This window comes from Amycolatopsis acidiphila (assembly GCF_021391495.1).
Taxonomy (GTDB): Bacteria; Actinomycetota; Actinomycetes; order Mycobacteriales; family Pseudonocardiaceae; genus Amycolatopsis_E; species Amycolatopsis_E acidiphila.
Genome location: NZ_CP090063.1, coordinates 6,665,624 through 6,681,927 on the forward strand (window position 1 = coordinate 6,665,624; position 16,304 = coordinate 6,681,927).

Genomic DNA, 16,304 nt, shown 5'->3' on the forward strand with positions numbered 1-16,304 from the left:
CAGCGGACCCCTACGCCACCGGCGGCGTGCCGTGCGTGTGGAAGGACTCGATCGTCTTCAGGCCCCACGCCTGGCCCTTCGCGCGCTCGGCCTGGGTCCAGGTCACCAGGCGCCAGTCGGGGGCCAGGATGAGGCGGGCGACGGGGTTGCACAGCTCGATCCGGTTGCCACCGGGCTCGTACACATACAGGAAGAACGTCTGCTGGATCGCGTGCTTGTGCGGGCCCGTCTCGATGAAGACGTCATTCTCCAGGAAGAGGTCCGCCGCGCGCAGGATGTCCTCCCGCGTGTCCGTCGCGAAGGCGATGTGATGCAGGCGCCCCCGGCTCCCGGTCCAGTCCTCTGTGTACACCAGGTCGTACGACTTGTTGCCGAAGTGCAGCCACTGCGCCCCGACCTTCCCGTCGTCCAGGACGATCTGCTCCGTCGGCTCCCCGCCGAGCAGGTCCCGCACGAACTCGCCGTTCGGGCCGACCTCCGCGGCCAGGAAGTTCACGTGGTCGAGCCTGCGCACGCACACCCCGCGCCCCGGATACGCCTGCGCCTGGTTCTTCAACGCCGGCCGCAGCTCCTCCGGCGGCGTGTACCACTCGCTCTCCCAGTACAGCTCGAACTCGTGCCCGTCGCGATCGGTGCACAGGTACGTCGGGCCGATCCCCTCGTCGCCGTCGATCCAGCCGACGCCCAGGCCCGCCGCATCGATCGCCTTCACCCGGCGGTCCAGTGCCTCCTGGCTCGACGCCCGCAGCGCCGTCCGCCGGATGCCGGACGTGGAGTGCGCGGTGAGCTTCAGGCTGTGGTGCTCGTAGTCGTCCCAGGTGCGCAGGTACACCGAGTCGCCGTCGCGGCCGTTCTCGGTCAGCCCCATGACCTCCGTGAAGAACCACAGGCTCTTCTCCGGCTCTGGGGTGAGCAGCTCGACGTGGCCGAGGTGGGCGATGTCGTGCAACGGGGCCATCGGAACCTTCCTAGCTACGCGGGAAAACGGTGCCGTCGAACAGCTTCCGGGCGGTGCGCACCACGCCCGAGCGCCGTACGTGCGGTGGGTCCAGTTCGACCTCCACCTGAAGGTGACCGGTCGGATGTTCGATGTCGAGCCGGTTGCCGGAGAAGTGCGCGAGATCGTGTCCGACGGCGCCGTCCATCAGCACGGCCGTCCCCACGCTCACCGCCCCCAGCACGCCGATCGACGTGTGCGGCTTCAACGGGATGAACGTGCGCGTGCAGATGGTGCCGCCGTCACGAGGCGCCGCCACCAGCGTGGTCTTGGGGATCGAGGAGTCCCGCACGTCGCCGAGACCCATCAGCTTCCCGGCCTGCAGGCGCAACGACTGGATCCGGTCGGTCACCGCGGGCAGCTCGTCGACACTCTCGTACCCGGTGAGTCCGAAGTCCGCCGCCGCCGCGACCACCACCGGCATCCCGTTGTCCACGCAGGTCACGTCGATGCCGTCGATCGTGTCGCGCACGTTCCCGGTCGGCAGCAGGCTGCCGGACGCCGAGCCCTCGGTGTCCGAGAAGTCCAGCGTGATCGCGGCCGCCGTGCCGGGGACACCGGAGATCGCGGTGTCGCCGTCGTAGTCGACGACGCCGCCCGGCGTGGGAAAGGTCGCGACGGCGACGGAATCGGAGTTGACCATGTGGATGCGCACCGACGTGGTGCCGTCGCCGGCAGGCACCAGCCCGCGTTCGACCGCGAACGGGCCGACGCCCGCGAGCAGGTTGCCGCAGTTCTGCCGATCCGAGACCGTGGCCTCCTCGACCCCCAGTTGCAGGAACAGATAGTCCACATCGGACTCATCGCCCGCGGACGGGGAGATCACGGCGACCTTGCTGGTCAGCGGGTGCGCGCCGCCGATCCCGTCGATCTGCCGCGGATCGGGGCTGCCCATGATGCGCAGCAACACCTCGTCGCGCTCGGCCGGGTCCGCCGGCAGGTCCTCGGCGAGGAAGTAGGCACCCTTCGAGGTCCCGCCACGCATCAGCAGACAGCGGACGCCATTCACAGCCCGTACTCCTCCGCGGTCAGGTACTCCACGCCGAGCTCTTCGAGCTTGGGCCGCAGACCGTAGCGGTCGAGGCCGAGCTCCCCGTCGCGGAAGGCGCGGCGGGTGGCTTCTTCCTTCTCCAGGCGGGCCTGGGACTTCTCCAGCGCGCGGCCGACGTCGGCGCGGGGGACGACCATCACCCCGTCGTCGTCGGCCAGCACCGCGTCGCCGGGCGTGATCAGCTGCCCGCCGATGGTGACCGGCACGTTGACCGCGCCCGCGGTGGCCTTGACGGTGCCCTGCGCCGACACCGCAGCCGACCAGACGGGGAAGCCCATCTCGTGCAGCTCGGCGACGTCACGCACGCCGGCCGCGGTGACCAGGCCGCGCACGCCGCGGACCTGCAGCGCGGTGGCGAACAGCTCCCCGAACATGCCGTCGGTGGAGGGCGAGGTGGTGGTCACGACGAGCAGGTCGCCGGGACGGCATTGCTCGACCGCCGCGTGGATCATCAGGTTGTCCCCCGGCCAGGACACCACCGTGACCGCGGTGCCGCCGATCCGCGACCCCAGGTGCACCGGCCGGAGCCCGGGCCCGAGGAACCCGGTGCGTCCCAGCGCTTCGTGGACGGTCGCGACGCCGTACTCGGCGAGCTTGTCGACCTTCTCGATCTCCGCCCGCGGCGGGTTGGTGACGATCACCGTCCTCATGCGCGCACATCTCCCTTGTCGCTCGGCTCGTTCCGACAGTAGGGACGCCTTCCCCAGATTGTCAACAATTTGGTAGACACTTCTTGTGACGATCCTGGCGAGGCGCTACCGTGCTCGCGCATGTCAGCCATTGAGACCTCCGTCGACGCAGCCAAGGTCCTGGCCCGGCTCGACCGGCTCCCCCGCCGCGCCGTGTCCTACGCCGCGACCGGCATCGCCGGCCTGGCCCTGTTCTTCGTCTTCTACTGCAACTTCAACATCAACGTCTCGTTCATCCAGACCTGCACGCAGATCCAGCCGGGCTGCACGCCCGGCAACGCGCAGAGCTCACTCGTCCTGCCGACCTGTCTGTACCTGCTGGGCTACTTCGGCGGCGGGCTGATCTTCGCGCCGTTCTCCGACCGCATCGGCCGGAAACGCTCGCTCGCCTTCGCGCTGTCGTTCGCCTGCCTGGGGTCCCTGCTCGCGGCGGTCGCCACCGGCTACCCGCTGTTCGTGCTCGCCAGGGCGATCACCGGCATCAGCATGGGCGCGGTGCTGCCGGTCGCGAACACCTACATCGGCGAGATCGCGCCCGCGGCGGCACGGGCGAAGTACACGGCGATCACGTTCGTGCTGTGCACGCTCGGCGCGATGTGCGGTATCGGGTTCGGTCTGCTGCTGACCACCGAGGCGGCGCCGTTCCCGGAGGGCCTGCCGTTCGCGTTCGGCGTCGAGGCGGGCTGGCGCTGGATGTACGGGCTGGCCGCCCTGATCGGTGTGCTCGCGCTGGTGAGCACGTGGCGGCTGCCGGAGTCACCCCGCTGGCTGATCGAGCACGGCCGGACCGCCGAGGCGCACGAGGTCGTGTCCAGTTTGGAACGACGGGTGCGCGGCCCGCTGCCCGAGCCGGCGGCGAGTGTGCCGCTGCCGCCGCAGCAGGCCGAGCACGCGTACCGGGAGCTGTTGTCCAGCAAGCGTTACCGGCGCCGGGTGCTGCTGCTGGTGGCGATGTGGTTCACCGGCTACGCGACGGTGTTCAGCTACTCCACCGGGTCCACGGTGATCCTCACCAGCCTGCACTTCACCGCCCCGGTCGCCGGGATGATCTCCGCCGTGGGCGGGGTCGGGTTCTTCGTGCAGGGCCTGTTCTCCGCGAAGTGGTCCGAGCGGCTGGACCGGCGGTACTGGCTGCCGATCGGGGCCGTGCTGACCGTGCTCGGCGGCGTCCTGATCGCCACGCTGGGCACCAGTATCGGCTGGGCTTTCGCGGGCTCGTTCCTGGTGTTCTTCGGGTTCAACGTGTGGGTGCCGCCGACGTTCGCGCTCTCGGCGGAGAGCTTCCCGACCCGGATCCGCTCGGCTGGCTTCGGCCTGGTCGACGGGGTCGGCGTACTCGGCGGGGCGATGGGCGTGCTGGTGATCGCCCCGCTGGTCCCCCGGCTCAGCCCGCTGCCCGCACTGCTGATGATCGCCGGGTTCCTGGTGGTGTCGGCGATCCTGGCGCAGTTCACCCCGCACACCCGCAACCGGATGCTGGAGGACGTCTCGCCCTAGGTGTGCCGTCCGGTGAACGCGAGCAGGCGTTCGCTCGCGCACGCCCGCAGGGAGACCGCCAGGGGTGGCCCGAACCGCCGGGGGCGATCGTCGTCGGTGACGAAGAACGGGGCCAGCTCCAGCAGTTCCTCCGCCAGCGGTTCCGGCAACGGGCGGTCGTGGCCGCAGGCCCGCGCGACGTCCCAGCCGTGCACGGCGAGCTCGACCGCGCCCGCGCTGGTCAGGATGCTCGTGGTCAACGGGTTGCCGCCGACGGAGACCGAGCCCGGGGTTTCGACGGCGGCCCAGGCCGCGAGCAGCTGGCAGGCCCGGTCCTTGAGCGCCGTGACCGGGTCGCCGGGCCCCGCCTCGGGCACGTCGAGCGCGACGTGCCCGAGGTCGGCGGCTTCGTACAGCGCGAGCAGGGAGTCGTCCAGGTGCGCGAGGAGCTCGCGCAGGGTCCAGTCCCCGCAGGGGGTGGGGCGTGGCAGCTGCCTCGTGCAGACCAGGTGCAGGCTGCCGAGGGTGTAGTTGACCGCGCGTTCGAGCAGGCCGATGCCGCCGATCAGCGCCGCCGCGCCCTCCTCGATCATCGCGTTGCCCAGCCGACCGAAAGCAGGCCGACCCGGCCAACCGGCACCCCGGCTACCGTCACAGCAGGACCTCCGGCAGACCGAACTTCGCGAACAGGCTGGTGTCGAAGAAACAGGCCACGTGCGCCACACCCGACTCCGACAGCGTGAGCACCGGCAGGTTGAACGGGCGCCAGACGTCGCCGTCGCGCATGTAGAGGCCGAACGCCGGCTGGCCGTTCGCCCAGGTCGGCACGAGGCGCATGTCGCCGGGACCATCGGCGGGGCACTGGGTGTCGATGAGCGCCGCGATGTTCTCCGCGCCCCGGTACCAGCCGGTGAACGGCGGCATCTCCCAGACGGCGTCCTTGGTGAACAGCTCGATCATCGCGGGGATGTCCTTGCGCTCGAACGCGGACACGAACCGGTCCAGCAGCTCACGCTGGTCGGCGGCGCTGGGCTCGACGATCTCCTCCTCGTGCGGGGTGACCTCGTCGAGCTGGGCGCGGGCGCGCTGCAGGATGCTGTTGACCGCGGTGGTCGTCGTGTTGAGCACCTTCGCGACCTCGGCGGCCCGCCACTGCAGGACGTCACGCAGGATCAGCACCGCGCGCTGGCGGGGAGGCAGGTGCTGCAGGGCGGCGATGAGCGCGAGCCGGATGGTCTCGCGAGAGGTGACGATCGTGGCCGGGTCGGTCTGCTCGGCGCCGACCATCGCGTCCGGGACCGGTTCCAGCCACGGCACCTCGGGCTGCTCGACCAGCTCGTCACCGGCTGTCGAACCCGGGCCGCCCAGTCCGGTGGGCAGTGGGCGTCTACCGCGGTTCTCCAGCGCGGTCAGGCACACGCGGGTGGCGATGCGGTAGAGCCAGGTGCGCAGCGAGGACCGCCCTTCGAACCGCTCGTAGGACTTCCAGGCGCGCAGGTAGGTCTCCTGCACCAGGTCCTCGGCGTCGTGCACCGAACCGAGCATGCGGTAACAGTGCGCGAGCAACTCGCGTCTGAACGGATCGGCCTGACGGAGGAAGTCCTCGCCGGCCGGCCTCTCGGTCATCGTCATGGTCACCAGCATCGCCTCCACTCGCGCCACCTGTACAGACCGGACGAAGGGCCAAAACTCATCGGCCGCGCCGCGGCGAGTTCTTCCGTCGTGTCACGCGGGGCCTTGGGACGGCTGTCCTGACCCGCGGTACTGCCGTCCCGGGGCCATGGCGGCGGCCTGCCGACCCATCCGGGCCGGTACCGGCTCCGAACCACGTGCGTGGATGCTGACTCGAACCTCCCGCAGCGGGTCGCCGTGCTCGGCTCCGGCGTCGCCGGCCTGACCGCTGCCCACGTGCTGCGCCGCAGGTACGACGTGACCCTCTTCGAGGCGGACGCCCGGCTCGGCGGCCACGCCCACACCCATGCCCTGCGCACCCCGGACGACCGCGAGCTCGCCGTGGACAGCGGGTTCATCGTGCACAACGAACGCACCTACCCGAACCTGCTCCGGCTCTTCGACGAGCTCGGGGTGCGCACCCAGGACACCGAGATGTCGATGAGCGTGCGCTGCCAGGGCTGCGGTCTCGAATACGCCGGGGCGAGACGGCTCGACGGCCTGTTCGCCCAGCGGGGCAACCTGGTCAAGCCGCGCTACCTGCGGATGCTCGGCGAGGTCCGGCGGTTCCACCGGCACGCGCACCGGGTGCTCGACGACCCGGACGCGGCGGACGCCACCCTCGGCGCCTTTCTCGCCATCGGCGGGTACTCGCGGTACTTCGTCGACCACTTCCTGATCCCGCTCGTGTCGGCCGTGTGGTCGGCGGGCGGTCAGCTGAGCAAACGCTATCCCGCCGCCTACCTGTTCGCGTTCCTGCGGCACCACGGCATGTTGTCCGTCGGCGGGACACCGGCCTGGCGCACCGTCACCGGCGGCTCGAAGTCGTACGTGGACCGGATCGCGAAGAACCTCACCGCGGTGCGCGCGGGGACGCCGGTGCGTTCGATGACCCGCGACCCTGGCGGCGTCGAGATCCGCGATGAGGCGGACGACGTGCACCGCTTCGAGCGCGTCGTCGTCGCCACCCACCCCGACCAGGCGCTCCGGCTGCTCGCCGATCCGACGCCGGCCGAGCGCGAGGTGCTGGGCGCTTTTCAGTACTCCCGCAACGAAACCCTGCTCCACACCGATGCCAGCGTGCTGCCCAAGGCGCGGGGCGCGCAAGCCGCGTGGAACTACCTGAAGCCCTCGTGTCACACCGAGGACGCGCCGGTGCTGGTGACCTACCACCTGAACCGGCTGATGCGCCTCACCGAACCGGTCGACTACCTGGTCTCGCTCAACAGCGGAGACCGCGTCGCCGAACAGGACGTGCTCACACACATGGTCTACGAGCACCCGATCTACACCCCGGAGTCGGTCGCCGCGCAGCGCCGGTTGCCCGGGCTGAACGACGCGCGGACCGCGTACGCCGGGGCCTATCACGGCTGGGGCTTCCACGAGGACGGCTGCGCGTCGGGGGTGCGCGCGGCCGCCTCCCTCGGTGTGCGCTGGTGAGCGCCGCCGCGATCTACGACGTCGAAGTCACGCACGCGCGGCGCGATCCCGGCCGCGGCTTCACCCACCGGATGTACCTGTGGCTCGTCGACCTCGACGAGCTGCCCGTGCTGCCGTGGTGGCTCCGGCCCTTCGCGCGGTTCCGCGGCCCGGACCACCTGGGTGACCCCGGCCGCCCGATCCGGCGAAACCTTGCGGACTGGCTGCGCACGCAGGGCGTGGACCTGCGCGGTGGGCAGGTGCTGATGCTCGCGCAGGCGAGCGTGCTGGGCTACGTGTTCAACCCCCTGACGCTCTACTGGTGCCATCGTCCGGGCGGCGCGCTCGCGTGCGTGGTGGCCGAGGTGCACAACACCTACGGCGGTCGCCACCGCTACCTGCTGCGCCCGGACGAAACCGGCGAAGCCACCGTGGACAAGGAGTTCTACGTCTCGCCGTTCCTGCCCGTGCACGGTGAGTACCGGATGCGGGTGCCCCGTCCCGCCGACCGGCTGAACGTGACGATCACGCTGCGGCAGGACGGCCGGACCAGCCTGGCCGCCACCATGCGCGGGCACCGGCAGCCGGCCACCCCGGCGGTGCTGCTGCGGATCTTGCTCACACAGCCGCTGGCACCTCAGCGAGTCGCCGCGCTGATCCGCCTGCACGGCATGATCCTGTGGCTGCGTCGCGTCCCGATCGTTCCTCGTGACCAGGAGAAAGTCCGATGACCACCGTGCACACCCCGTGCTGGCCCGAAACAGCCATCGTGCCCGACTCCCCGGCCCGCGCCTGGGCAGCCGAACGCCTGTTCCGGCTGGCCACCCGCACCGTGCCGGTGACCGTGACCCTGCCCGGCGGGGAGCGGTTCGGCGCGGGCGGGCCGGAGCTGCGGATCGAACGCCCGCGCGCGTTCTTCCACCGGCTCGGCGCGGACGCCAAGATCGGGTTCGGCGAGTCCTACATGGCCGGTGACTGGTCGGCGAGCGAGCTCGCGGACGTGCTGACCCCGTTCGCCTCCCGGCTGGCGACCCTGGTGCCGAAGCCGCTGCAGGTGCTGCGCCGGTTCGTCGACGCGCGCAAACCGTCGACCGAGCGCAACACGGTCAGCGGGGCGCGGCAGAACATCCACCGCCACTACGACCTGTCCAACGAGCTGTTCGCCGAGTTCCTCGACGAGACCATGACCTACTCCTCGGCGTGGTTCGAGGACGGTTCGGAGGACCTGGCCAGCGCGCAGCGGCGCAAGATCGATGCGATCCTCGACCTCGCGGGCGTCCGCGACGGGACCCGCCTGCTGGAGATCGGCACCGGCTGGGGCGGACTGGCGCTGCGCGCGGCCGAACGCGGCGCCCGGGTGACCACCCTGACCATCTCCACCGAACAACAGACGCTGGCCCGGAAACGGCTTGCCGAGGCGGGCGTCGGCGACCGGGTCGATGTGGTGCTGCGTGACTACCGTGAAGCCGAGGGCAGCTACGACGCCGTCGCGAGCGTGGAGATGATCGAAGCCGTCGGCGAGGAGTACTGGCCGGCCTACTTCGCCGCGCTGGACCGGTTGCTGGCGCCCGGCGGGCGGGTCGGGCTGCAGGGCATCACCATGCCGCATGACCGGATGCTCGCGACCCGGCGGTCGTACACCTGGATCCACAAGTACGTCTTCCCAGGCGGGCACTTGATGTCGGTCGAGGCGTTCGAACAGGCCGTCCGGCGGCACACCAGTCTGCGCATCCGCGAGCGGCGCAGCCTCGGCGACTCCTACGCGCAGACGCTTCGCCTGTGGCGCAAGCGCTTCCTCGACGCCTGGCCGCAGATCTCGGCGTTGGGCTTCGACCAGACGTTCCGCCGGATGTGGGAGTTCTACCTGGCGTACTCCGAGGCCGGGTTCCGCGGCGAGTACCTCGACGTCCACCAGTTCGGGCTCACCAAGCCGCGATGAGGACCAGGGGTGGGAAGTCCACTTCGGACTTTCCGCCCCGTACCCGTTGTCACATCAGGAACCAGGCCGACGGCGAGGTGGTCGGCTGCGCCGAGCCGCCCGCCGGCTCGACCGTCATCGCGATCTCCCGCACGCCCTGCAGCCCGTCGAACACCAGCGGCGCCGCCGAGGTGCCGTCCGGGCCGAGCACACCGAGCGAACGCGGGGTCCCGTCGACGATCGCCCACGCCTGGTAGGTCGAGCTCGTGGGCTGCTTCGGCATTCCCGAGACCAACAACATGCCGCGGTTGAGCGTCGACGAAACCAGCACGCTGCCCGCGCCGACCCTGGCGCCCTGCGCCGGCACCGCCCGCAGGTCCGGCGCGGACAGCAGTTGGGCGACCTCGTTCTCACGGTTCTGCACCTGCGACAGGTCACCGCGTGCGGCGTCGAGCTGCCCCTGGGTGTGGATCGCGACGACCCCGAGCCCGATCGCGGCCGCGACGGCGATCCCGGCGGCCACCGACACGAGCCGCACGGCCAACCCGCGCTCACGGCGCCGCTTGTCCGGCTGCTCGGGGCCCGCGGTGACCGGCGGCTCCTGGCGGACCTCGGCGATCTTCGCCAGCACCTCGGCCTTCATCGACGGCGGCGGGTTCTCCGAGACCGCCAGCCCCAGCCGCGCCGTGGTCGCACGCAGCTCGGCGACCTCCTCGGCGCATTCGGGGCACTCGGCGAGATGCCGCTCGAACTGCCTTCGCTCGAAACTTTCCAGCGCGTCGAGCGCGTACGCGCCGGTGAGCATGTGCACGTCGGGAGTCGTCATCGGGTCACCCCCAGGCAGTCGCGCAGGCGGATCAGGCCGTCCCGCAACCTCGTCTTGATCGTCCCCAGTGGACTCCGCAGGAGCTCGGCCACCTCGGGATAGGTCTTGCCGCCGTAGTAGGCCAGCATGACCGACTCGCGCTGCAGCTCGGTGAGCGAGGACAGGCAACGGCGCACCTGCTCGCGTTCGAGGCGTGCGGTGACCGCTTCGGACACCTCGTCGAACTCGCGCCCCGGCGACATCGCGCCCGCCTTCTGTTCACGGTCCGTGCGTGCCTGCGCCGAACGCACCCTGTCGACAGCTCGCCGGTGGGCCAGCGTCAGCGCCCAGTTCACGGCGCTCCCCCGCGCCGGGTTGTAGCGGGTCGCGGTGCGCCAGAGCTCGACGAGGACCTCCTGGGTGACCTCCTCCGACTGCCCCGAGTCGCGGACGACCCGCCGCACCACACCGAAGACCGGCGCGGCGACCACCGCGTAGAGCTGTTCGAAAGCGGCTTCGCTGCCCCGGGCGACCTGCGTCAGCAGCTCCTCGGGGGTCGGCCCCGCCCCGCCCGTCCTGGGCGCGCGGATCGCTCGCACCGACTCGTCCATGCATCATCCTCTCGTACTCCCGCGCGGATGATTCGTCGCGGAGCGACGGCCGGATTGGTCAGCCGAGCTGCTTCGCGGCGTCGGCGAGCAGGCCGCGCAGCCACACGTGGCCGGGGTCCTCGTCGAAGTTCGTGTGCCACCAGAGCTTCTCCACGATCGGCTCCGGGTCGCCCGGGCATTCGAGGACGCGCAGGCCCAGCCGGCCGGCGACCTGGTGGGCGAGGCGTTCCTGCAGCAACGCGACCCGGTCGGTGCCGGCCACGAGATGCGGCACGGCCTGATAGCTCTCCACGCGCACCGCGACGTTCGGGCGGATGCCGAAGGTGGTCAGCTGCTGCGCGATCGGCGCGGCCGTCGGGTACCCCTGGTTCGGCTGGTAGGGCACGACCCACGACAGGCGGGCGAGTTCTTCGAGGTTGGGGGTGTCGGTGGCCAGCACCCGGTTCTCCGTCGCGACGACGCACACCCACCGGTCGCGGAACAGCTCGGCCGACTGCAGCCCGGGGATCCGGAACCGGCCCGCCGGCGGGGCGATCATGCCGTCCATCAGGCGGATGTTCTCCTCGACGTCGGTGGCCATCGCCTCGCGGACCAGGCGCAGGTGCAGCCGGACCTGCGGGGCCTGCTCGTCGAGCAGCCGCGCGAGGTGCTCGCCGAGCACCGCGATGGTGTAGTCGGCGACGAGCAGGGTGAACTCGCGGCGGGACACGTCCGGGTCGAAGCTCTCGCCCGCGGCGAAGAGGCGTTCCGCCGCCGCGCAGACGACCTCGACCTGCTCGGCGAGCTGGGTGGCGAGCGGGGAGAGCACGTAGCCGCCCTTGCCGCGGACCAGCAGCTCGTCGCCGAAGTGCCGCCGCAACCGCGACAGGGCGGCGCTCGCGGCGGGCTGCGTGACGCCGACGCGCTCGGCCGCCCGCGTGACGTTCCGTTCCCGGATCAGCTCACGCAGCATGACCAGGAGGTTGAGGTCCAGGTTGGCCAGATGCGCCACGGCTCGCTTCATGACGAACCGACTCTACGCGGGAAGCCGCTCGTCAACCCCGCGACAGCCGCAACCGCCGGTGGGCGGCCATCCGGACCGGGGCGTTGGCGGCGCCGTAGCCGGCATACCCGTCGATCCGCTGCACCACCTCGAAGAACACCCGCGAGCCCAGCACGTCGGTGTAGAAGTGCAGGAACTCGCCGTGCTCGTCGCGGTCGTAGAGCACGGAGTACTCGCGCAGCGCGGCCAGCAGGTCCGGCGGCGGCGCGAGCCGGGAGTCGAGGTCGTCGTAGTAGTTGTCGGGGATGGCCAGCAGCGGCGCGCCGCGCGCCTGCATCTCCTTCGCGCTCGCGATCGCGTCCCGCGTCGCGAATGCGAGGTGCTGTGGCTCCGGCACCCCCGGCGCCCACTCGCCGCGCCGCAGCAACGCCACGTCGAGCGAGATGCGCACGTCCCGGGCCACGTTGCTGACCGCCCGGCTGCGGACGAGGCCGAACGGCGCGGCGAACTCCGTCGCCAGCTCCGGCGTCAGGCCCAGCACCGACCGGTAGAACAACGCGGCCTCGTCGAAGTTGTCGAACGGCTGGGTCAGCGAGACGTGGTCGGTGCCGACCAGGCCCGCGCCCGCGTCCTCGTGCTCCCCGGTCCGCGGGAAGTCCTCGAGCCAGCCGTCGGAGCAGAAGAACACCGCCGTCCCGTCGGGTGCGGCCACGCCCGGCAGGCTCACGTCCGTCAGCGCGGGCGCGTGCAGCGCGGCGGCCCGCGCCATCGAGCGCTCGGGGTCGGCGCTCTCCACCGCCAGCGCGCTCACCTGCCCGGAACCCTCGTTCAGCAGCACCCGCGCCGCACCCTGCCGCCACAGCTGCACGGGCTTCGTCCGGTGCTGTCCGGCGTGGCAGAAACCCATGGCGGCCAAGGCGTTCGCGACCTCCGGCCCGGACACCTCCAGCTCGGTGAACGCGTGCCCGGACAGCGCGGGGGCGGGCGGGAGCCGGTCCTGCTCCAGCAACAGCAACGAGCGCATCGCGTCCACCGCCGCCCGCCACGGGTCGGACTGGCGGAACACGTCGTTGAAGACCTCGAGCGACAACGGCCCGGCGTACCCGGTCGAGAGCACGTGCCCGACGAACGCGGCGAGGTCGAACGCGCCCTGCCCGGGGAACAGCCGGTGGTGACGGCTCCACTGCAGCACGTCCATGTGCAGCCGCGGCGCGTCGGCCAGCTGGAGGAAGAACACCTTCTCGCCCGGGATCGTGCGGATCGCGGCGGTGTCGGTGCCGCGGGAGAGGACGTGGAAGCTGTCCAGGCACAGCCCGAGCGCCGGATGGTCGCCCCGGCGCACGATGCGCCACGAGTGGTCGAACGTGTCGACGAACCGGCCCCAGGCCAGCGCCTCGTACGCGATCCGCATCCCGCGCGCGGCCGCGCGGTCGGCCAGCAGGTGCAGCTGCTCGGCGGCGAGGTCGTCGTCGTCCACCGCGTCCGGGGACACCGACGAGCAGACCAGCATCATGTCCGCGCCCAGCTCGGCCATCACGTCGAACTTGCGCTCGGCGCGCCGCAGGTTGGCGGCCAGCACGTCCGGCGGCACCGCCTCGAAGTCGCGGAACGGCTGGTAGAGATCGATGGAGAGTCCCAGATCGGCGCATCGGCGGCGGATCTCGGCCGGTGCGTGCGGTGAGACGACGAGGTCGTTCTCGAACATCTCGATGCCGTCGAACCCGGCCGCGGCGGCTGCCGCGAGCTTGTCCTCCAGCGTGCCGGACAGGCACACCGTCGCGATACTCCTGCGCATTTCGCCTCCTGCGCCAGCTGGACGGACCGGTCGGTGAGTCCTACCGTGCGGCTATGTCAGTCACCCCTGATCGACAGCGCGACGCCGACCGCACCCGCGCCGAGATCCTCGACGTCTCGACCCGCGAGTTCGCCGACCAGGGCTACGCCGGTGCCCGCGTGAACGAGATCGCCGCGAAGACCCGCACCACCAAGCGGATGATCTACTACTACTTCGGCAGCAAGGAGGGGCTCTACGTCGCCGCGCTCGAGCGCGCGTACTCGGTGATCCGCGCGCAGGAACAGGAGCTCGACGTCGAGCACCTCGACCCGGTGGAGGCGTTGCGGCAGCTGGCGGAGCTGACCTTCGACCATCACGAGTCCCATCCCGACTTCGTGCGGCTGGTCGGTATCGAGAACGTGCACCGCGCCGAGCACCTGATCAAGTCGACCGTCCTGTCCGGACTGGCGACCCCGGCGCTGGACGTGCTCAAGCGCATCCTCGCCCGCGGCCGGGCCGACGGCCGGTTCCGCGACGACGTGGACGCGCTGGACGTGCACATGCTGATCAGTTCCTTCTGCATCTTCCGCACCGCCAACCGGCACACGTTCAACGCGATCTTCGGCCGCGACCTGCTCGACCCCACCCGGCGCGAGCACTACCGCAAGATGCTCGGCGAGGTGGTGCTCGACTACGTAACTCACCATCCGGTACATTAGCTGCGCGACGGCCGGACCGCAAACGCCGTGCGGGGATGGGCTCGCAGCGGCTCTCAGGGTTGCTCAGGCCGCCGCAGCGGGAAGGGTGTCAGGCCGCCGCCGTCCAGTACCAGGGTCTGCGCGGTGACGTAGCCGGCCTCCTCCGAGGCCAGGTACCGCGCCGCGGCGGCGACGTCCGCCGGCGCGCCCACGCGTCCCACCGGGATGGCTTTCCCGCGCTGGGCAAGGACTTCCCGCTCGTCCAGCGCCGGATCGGGGTTCAGCACAGCACGGCTCGTGCCGACCAGGCCGGGGCAGATCGCGTTCACCGTCACGCCCCACGCGGCGACGTCCATCGCCAGCGACCGGGTCAGCCCGATCACCCCCGCCTTGGACGCGGAGTACGCCGTGGACGACGGTGCCGCGGACAGACCGGCCATCGACGCGATGTTGACGATCCGGCCCCAGCGCTGCGCCCGCATCACCGGCACCGCGAACCGCGACATCAGGAACGTGCCGCGCAGGTTGGTCCGGATCACCTGGTCCCACACGTCGATCGGCACGTCTTCGACGTCCTGCCGGTCGGGGCCCTGCGGTGCGGCCGCGTTGTTCACGAGCACGTCCAGCCGCCCGTGCCGCTCGACGATCTCCTCGACCATGCGCCGCGCGTCGTCCTCCGAGCCGATGTCGCCGGTGACCGCCGACGCCGTCCCGCCCTCGTCCACGATCAGCGAGACGAGCGAGTCGAGACTCCAGTCGTCCTTGCGCCCCAACCGTTCCTGCCGTGCGTTCGGCACGCCGCCGGGCAGCCGGTCCGTCACCACCACGGCGATCTTCTCCGCGGCGAGCGTGCGGGCGATGGCCTGCCCCATCCCGTCGCGCTTGCCGCAGCCCGTCACCAGCGCGACCCGTGGCTCACTCATGCACGCTCCCGGACGGGTAGGTCAGGTCGATGGCCTGTTCCGGCACGCCGAGCGACTTGTGCAGGATCCCGCGCATGATCGGTTCCGGCGCGAGGCAGTCCTCGCAGGCGTCCGGGTCGGCGACGGTGATCCGCACGTCCACCCGGCCCCCGTCCTCGGTCACGTCGAGCGCGTAGCCGTCCGCGGCGAGCGTCGTCCGCATCGCCGCCAGGCCGTTCTGGTCGATCACGCTTTTCCTCCCACCGGAACGGCTTTCCCGCTCCACAGCCCGAAAACCCGAACCACCATGGACATCGCCGCATTGCGCGCGCCCGCCACCACGACGGGCAGCTGGGCCGGGCTCGACATGAACCGCTCGAACGCCTCGTCGTCCGCCGCCGGGTCGTCGGCGTGCCGGACGCCGTTCTCGGTCAGCCCGCTCTTGCCCGCCCGCCGCAGGTCCCCACGCCTGCGCCCGACGTGCTCGACCAGCCAGGCCTTGACGTCCGCCTTCGAAAAGCCCGCCTTCGCGAGCATCTGCGCGTGCTCCGGGCCGAGGACCAGGCCGGACGGCGCCTCCCGGAAGATCACCGCGCCGGTGCGGGCCATCGTGTCCGCGATGTCGGCCAGCACCTGCTCGGGATCCTGTGTGTGCCGGTTGTCGACGTACTCACAGGTGCGCAGCAGGGTCGCGGAGACGGCGCTGACGTCCTCGCCCAGCCCGCACTCCACCGACAGCGGTTCCCAGGGGCTTTCCTCCTCGTTCTCCGCGAGGCAGATCGACCACCGGCCGGGCAGGCCCTGCGTCGCCTGTTCCAGCACGTGCGGCCGGATGCCGAACGCGTTGCGCACGATCAGCCCGATCGCCCGCGCGACCGTCGCGTTAGGACGGAAGCCAGGACCGAACGCTCCACCGGCGCTGTTGAACCCGAGCTCGGCGCGCACCGGGCCGTTCACGACGATCAGCGGAGCAGGCCCGCTCGTGCTCTGCCAGCCGCCACCGCGCGCGGCGCGATCCGCCATCACCGCCTCGAAAGCGGCCAGCACCACCGGGAAGTACTCGGGTTTGCAGCCCGCCATTGCGGCGTTGATCGCGGCCAGCTCGACCGTGCAGTCGCGGCCGACCTGCTCGATCCGGCCGATGACCTCCTCGGGCGCCCGCTCGGTCTGCGCGAGGAACTTGTCCACCAGCGGCCGCGAGGCGGGCACCACCGGCAGCCCGTCGGTCCAGTCCTGCTCGTAGCAGTACTCGATCGCTTCCTGGGCGGCTTCGGGCTGTGTCATGCGGGACACCCGCACCCGGTCGGTCCT

Annotated in this window: 17 protein-coding genes; 5 read left to right on the forward strand and 12 right to left on the reverse strand. The window is 71.2% G+C overall.

Translation table 11 applies throughout. From position 1 onward, the window contains the following. Window positions 1-10 precede the first annotated feature (10 nt). From LWP59_RS32615 to LWP59_RS32625, 3 genes are read right to left on the reverse strand one after another with little or no spacing between them, the layout of a single operon-like run. On the reverse strand, window positions 11-958 hold the full coding sequence (locus LWP59_RS32615) for a catechol 2,3-dioxygenase (RefSeq protein ID WP_144638060.1): 948 nt from the start codon (window positions 956-958) through the stop codon (window positions 11-13). Between the two features lie 10 nt (window positions 959-968). Then, window positions 969-2,006 carry a 4-oxalomesaconate tautomerase gene (locus LWP59_RS32620; protein WP_229857653.1) on the reverse strand — a complete coding sequence of 346 codons (1,038 nt, stop codon included), beginning with the start codon at window positions 2,004-2,006 and terminating at the stop codon, window positions 969-971. Next, entirely contained in the window at window positions 2,003-2,698 is a 696-nt protein-coding gene (locus tag LWP59_RS32625) for a 4-carboxy-4-hydroxy-2-oxoadipate aldolase/oxaloacetate decarboxylase (RefSeq protein ID WP_144638058.1), read from the reverse strand. The genes LWP59_RS32620 and LWP59_RS32625 overlap by 4 nt, the downstream gene beginning before the upstream one ends. 120 nt (window positions 2,699-2,818) lie before the next feature. On the opposite strand from LWP59_RS32625, the gene LWP59_RS32630 reads away from it, so the two are divergent. Further along, a complete protein-coding gene (locus LWP59_RS32630) occupies window positions 2,819-4,234 on the forward strand; it encodes an MFS transporter (protein ID WP_144638056.1) in 1,416 nt (471 codons plus the stop codon). On the opposite strand, the gene LWP59_RS32635 is transcribed toward LWP59_RS32630, so the two are convergent. Beyond that, complete coding sequence (locus tag LWP59_RS32635) at window positions 4,231-4,806, reverse strand: TIGR03086 family metal-binding protein (RefSeq protein WP_144638054.1); 576 nt, start codon at window positions 4,804-4,806, stop codon at window positions 4,231-4,233. The two genes, LWP59_RS32630 and LWP59_RS32635, sit on opposite strands and share 4 nt — an antisense overlap. 58 nt (window positions 4,807-4,864) lie before the next feature. Continuing rightward, window positions 4,865-5,839 (reverse strand): sigma-70 family RNA polymerase sigma factor, encoded by a 975-nt coding sequence (locus LWP59_RS32640; RefSeq protein ID WP_144638082.1) that lies wholly within the window; start codon window positions 5,837-5,839, stop codon window positions 4,865-4,867. 207 nt (window positions 5,840-6,046) lie between these two features. Between LWP59_RS32640 and LWP59_RS32645 the strand changes: the two genes are divergently transcribed. The 3 genes from LWP59_RS32645 to LWP59_RS32655 are packed head-to-tail and all read left to right on the forward strand — an operon-like array spanning window position 6,047 to window position 9,242. After that, window positions 6,047-7,324 (forward strand): NAD(P)/FAD-dependent oxidoreductase, encoded by a 1,278-nt coding sequence (locus tag LWP59_RS32645; RefSeq protein ID WP_144638052.1) that lies wholly within the window; start codon window positions 6,047-6,049, stop codon window positions 7,322-7,324. Continuing rightward, a complete protein-coding gene (locus LWP59_RS32650; protein ID WP_144638050.1) occupies window positions 7,321-8,034 on the forward strand; it encodes a DUF1365 domain-containing protein in 714 nt (237 codons plus the stop codon). Before LWP59_RS32645 ends, LWP59_RS32650 begins: the two co-directional genes overlap by 4 nt. After that, window positions 8,031-9,242 carry an SAM-dependent methyltransferase gene (locus LWP59_RS32655; RefSeq protein ID WP_144638048.1) on the forward strand — a complete coding sequence of 404 codons (1,212 nt, stop codon included), beginning with the start codon at window positions 8,031-8,033 and terminating at the stop codon, window positions 9,240-9,242. The genes LWP59_RS32650 and LWP59_RS32655 overlap by 4 nt, the downstream gene beginning before the upstream one ends. A gap of 49 nt (window positions 9,243-9,291) precedes the next feature. Here the strand turns inward: LWP59_RS32655 and LWP59_RS32660 are convergent, their stop codons facing one another. From LWP59_RS32660 to LWP59_RS32675, 4 genes are read right to left on the reverse strand one after another with little or no spacing between them, the layout of a single operon-like run. Next, window positions 9,292-10,047 carry an anti-sigma factor gene (locus LWP59_RS32660; protein ID WP_144638046.1) on the reverse strand — a complete coding sequence of 252 codons (756 nt, stop codon included), beginning with the start codon at window positions 10,045-10,047 and terminating at the stop codon, window positions 9,292-9,294. Further along, complete coding sequence (gene sigK, locus LWP59_RS32665) at window positions 10,044-10,637, reverse strand: ECF RNA polymerase sigma factor SigK (RefSeq protein ID WP_144638044.1); 594 nt, start codon at window positions 10,635-10,637, stop codon at window positions 10,044-10,046. The genes LWP59_RS32660 and sigK overlap by 4 nt, the downstream gene beginning before the upstream one ends. A gap of 58 nt (window positions 10,638-10,695) precedes the next feature. After that, window positions 10,696-11,640, reverse strand: coding sequence for a LysR family transcriptional regulator (locus LWP59_RS32670; protein ID WP_144638042.1), 945 nt, complete (start codon window positions 11,638-11,640; stop codon window positions 10,696-10,698). Between the two features lie 31 nt (window positions 11,641-11,671). After that, window positions 11,672-13,414, reverse strand: coding sequence for a sugar phosphate isomerase/epimerase and 4-hydroxyphenylpyruvate domain-containing protein (locus LWP59_RS32675; protein ID WP_144638040.1), 1,743 nt, complete (start codon window positions 13,412-13,414; stop codon window positions 11,672-11,674). Window positions 13,415-13,467: 53 nt separating this feature from the next. Here LWP59_RS32675 and LWP59_RS32680 point away from each other — a divergent pair, with 53 nt between their 5' ends. Beyond that, window positions 13,468-14,112: a TetR/AcrR family transcriptional regulator gene (locus tag LWP59_RS32680; protein ID WP_144638038.1), complete on the forward strand. Its 645-nt coding sequence runs from the start codon at window positions 13,468-13,470 to the stop codon at window positions 14,110-14,112. Between the two features lie 53 nt (window positions 14,113-14,165). Here LWP59_RS32680 and LWP59_RS32685 read toward each other — a convergent pair whose 3' ends face one another. From LWP59_RS32685 to LWP59_RS32695, 3 genes are read right to left on the reverse strand one after another with little or no spacing between them, the layout of a single operon-like run. Then, entirely contained in the window at window positions 14,166-15,014 is an 849-nt protein-coding gene (locus LWP59_RS32685) for an SDR family NAD(P)-dependent oxidoreductase (protein ID WP_144638036.1), read from the reverse strand. Continuing rightward, window positions 15,007-15,243: an ADP-ribosylation factor GTPase-activating family protein gene (locus LWP59_RS32690; protein ID WP_144638034.1), complete on the reverse strand. Its 237-nt coding sequence runs from the start codon at window positions 15,241-15,243 to the stop codon at window positions 15,007-15,009. Before LWP59_RS32690 ends, LWP59_RS32685 begins: the two co-directional genes overlap by 8 nt. Next, window positions 15,240-16,277: a hypothetical protein gene (locus LWP59_RS32695; RefSeq protein ID WP_144638032.1), complete on the reverse strand. Its 1,038-nt coding sequence runs from the start codon at window positions 16,275-16,277 to the stop codon at window positions 15,240-15,242. The genes LWP59_RS32690 and LWP59_RS32695 overlap by 4 nt, the downstream gene beginning before the upstream one ends. Between the last annotated feature and the right edge of the window lie 27 nt (window positions 16,278-16,304).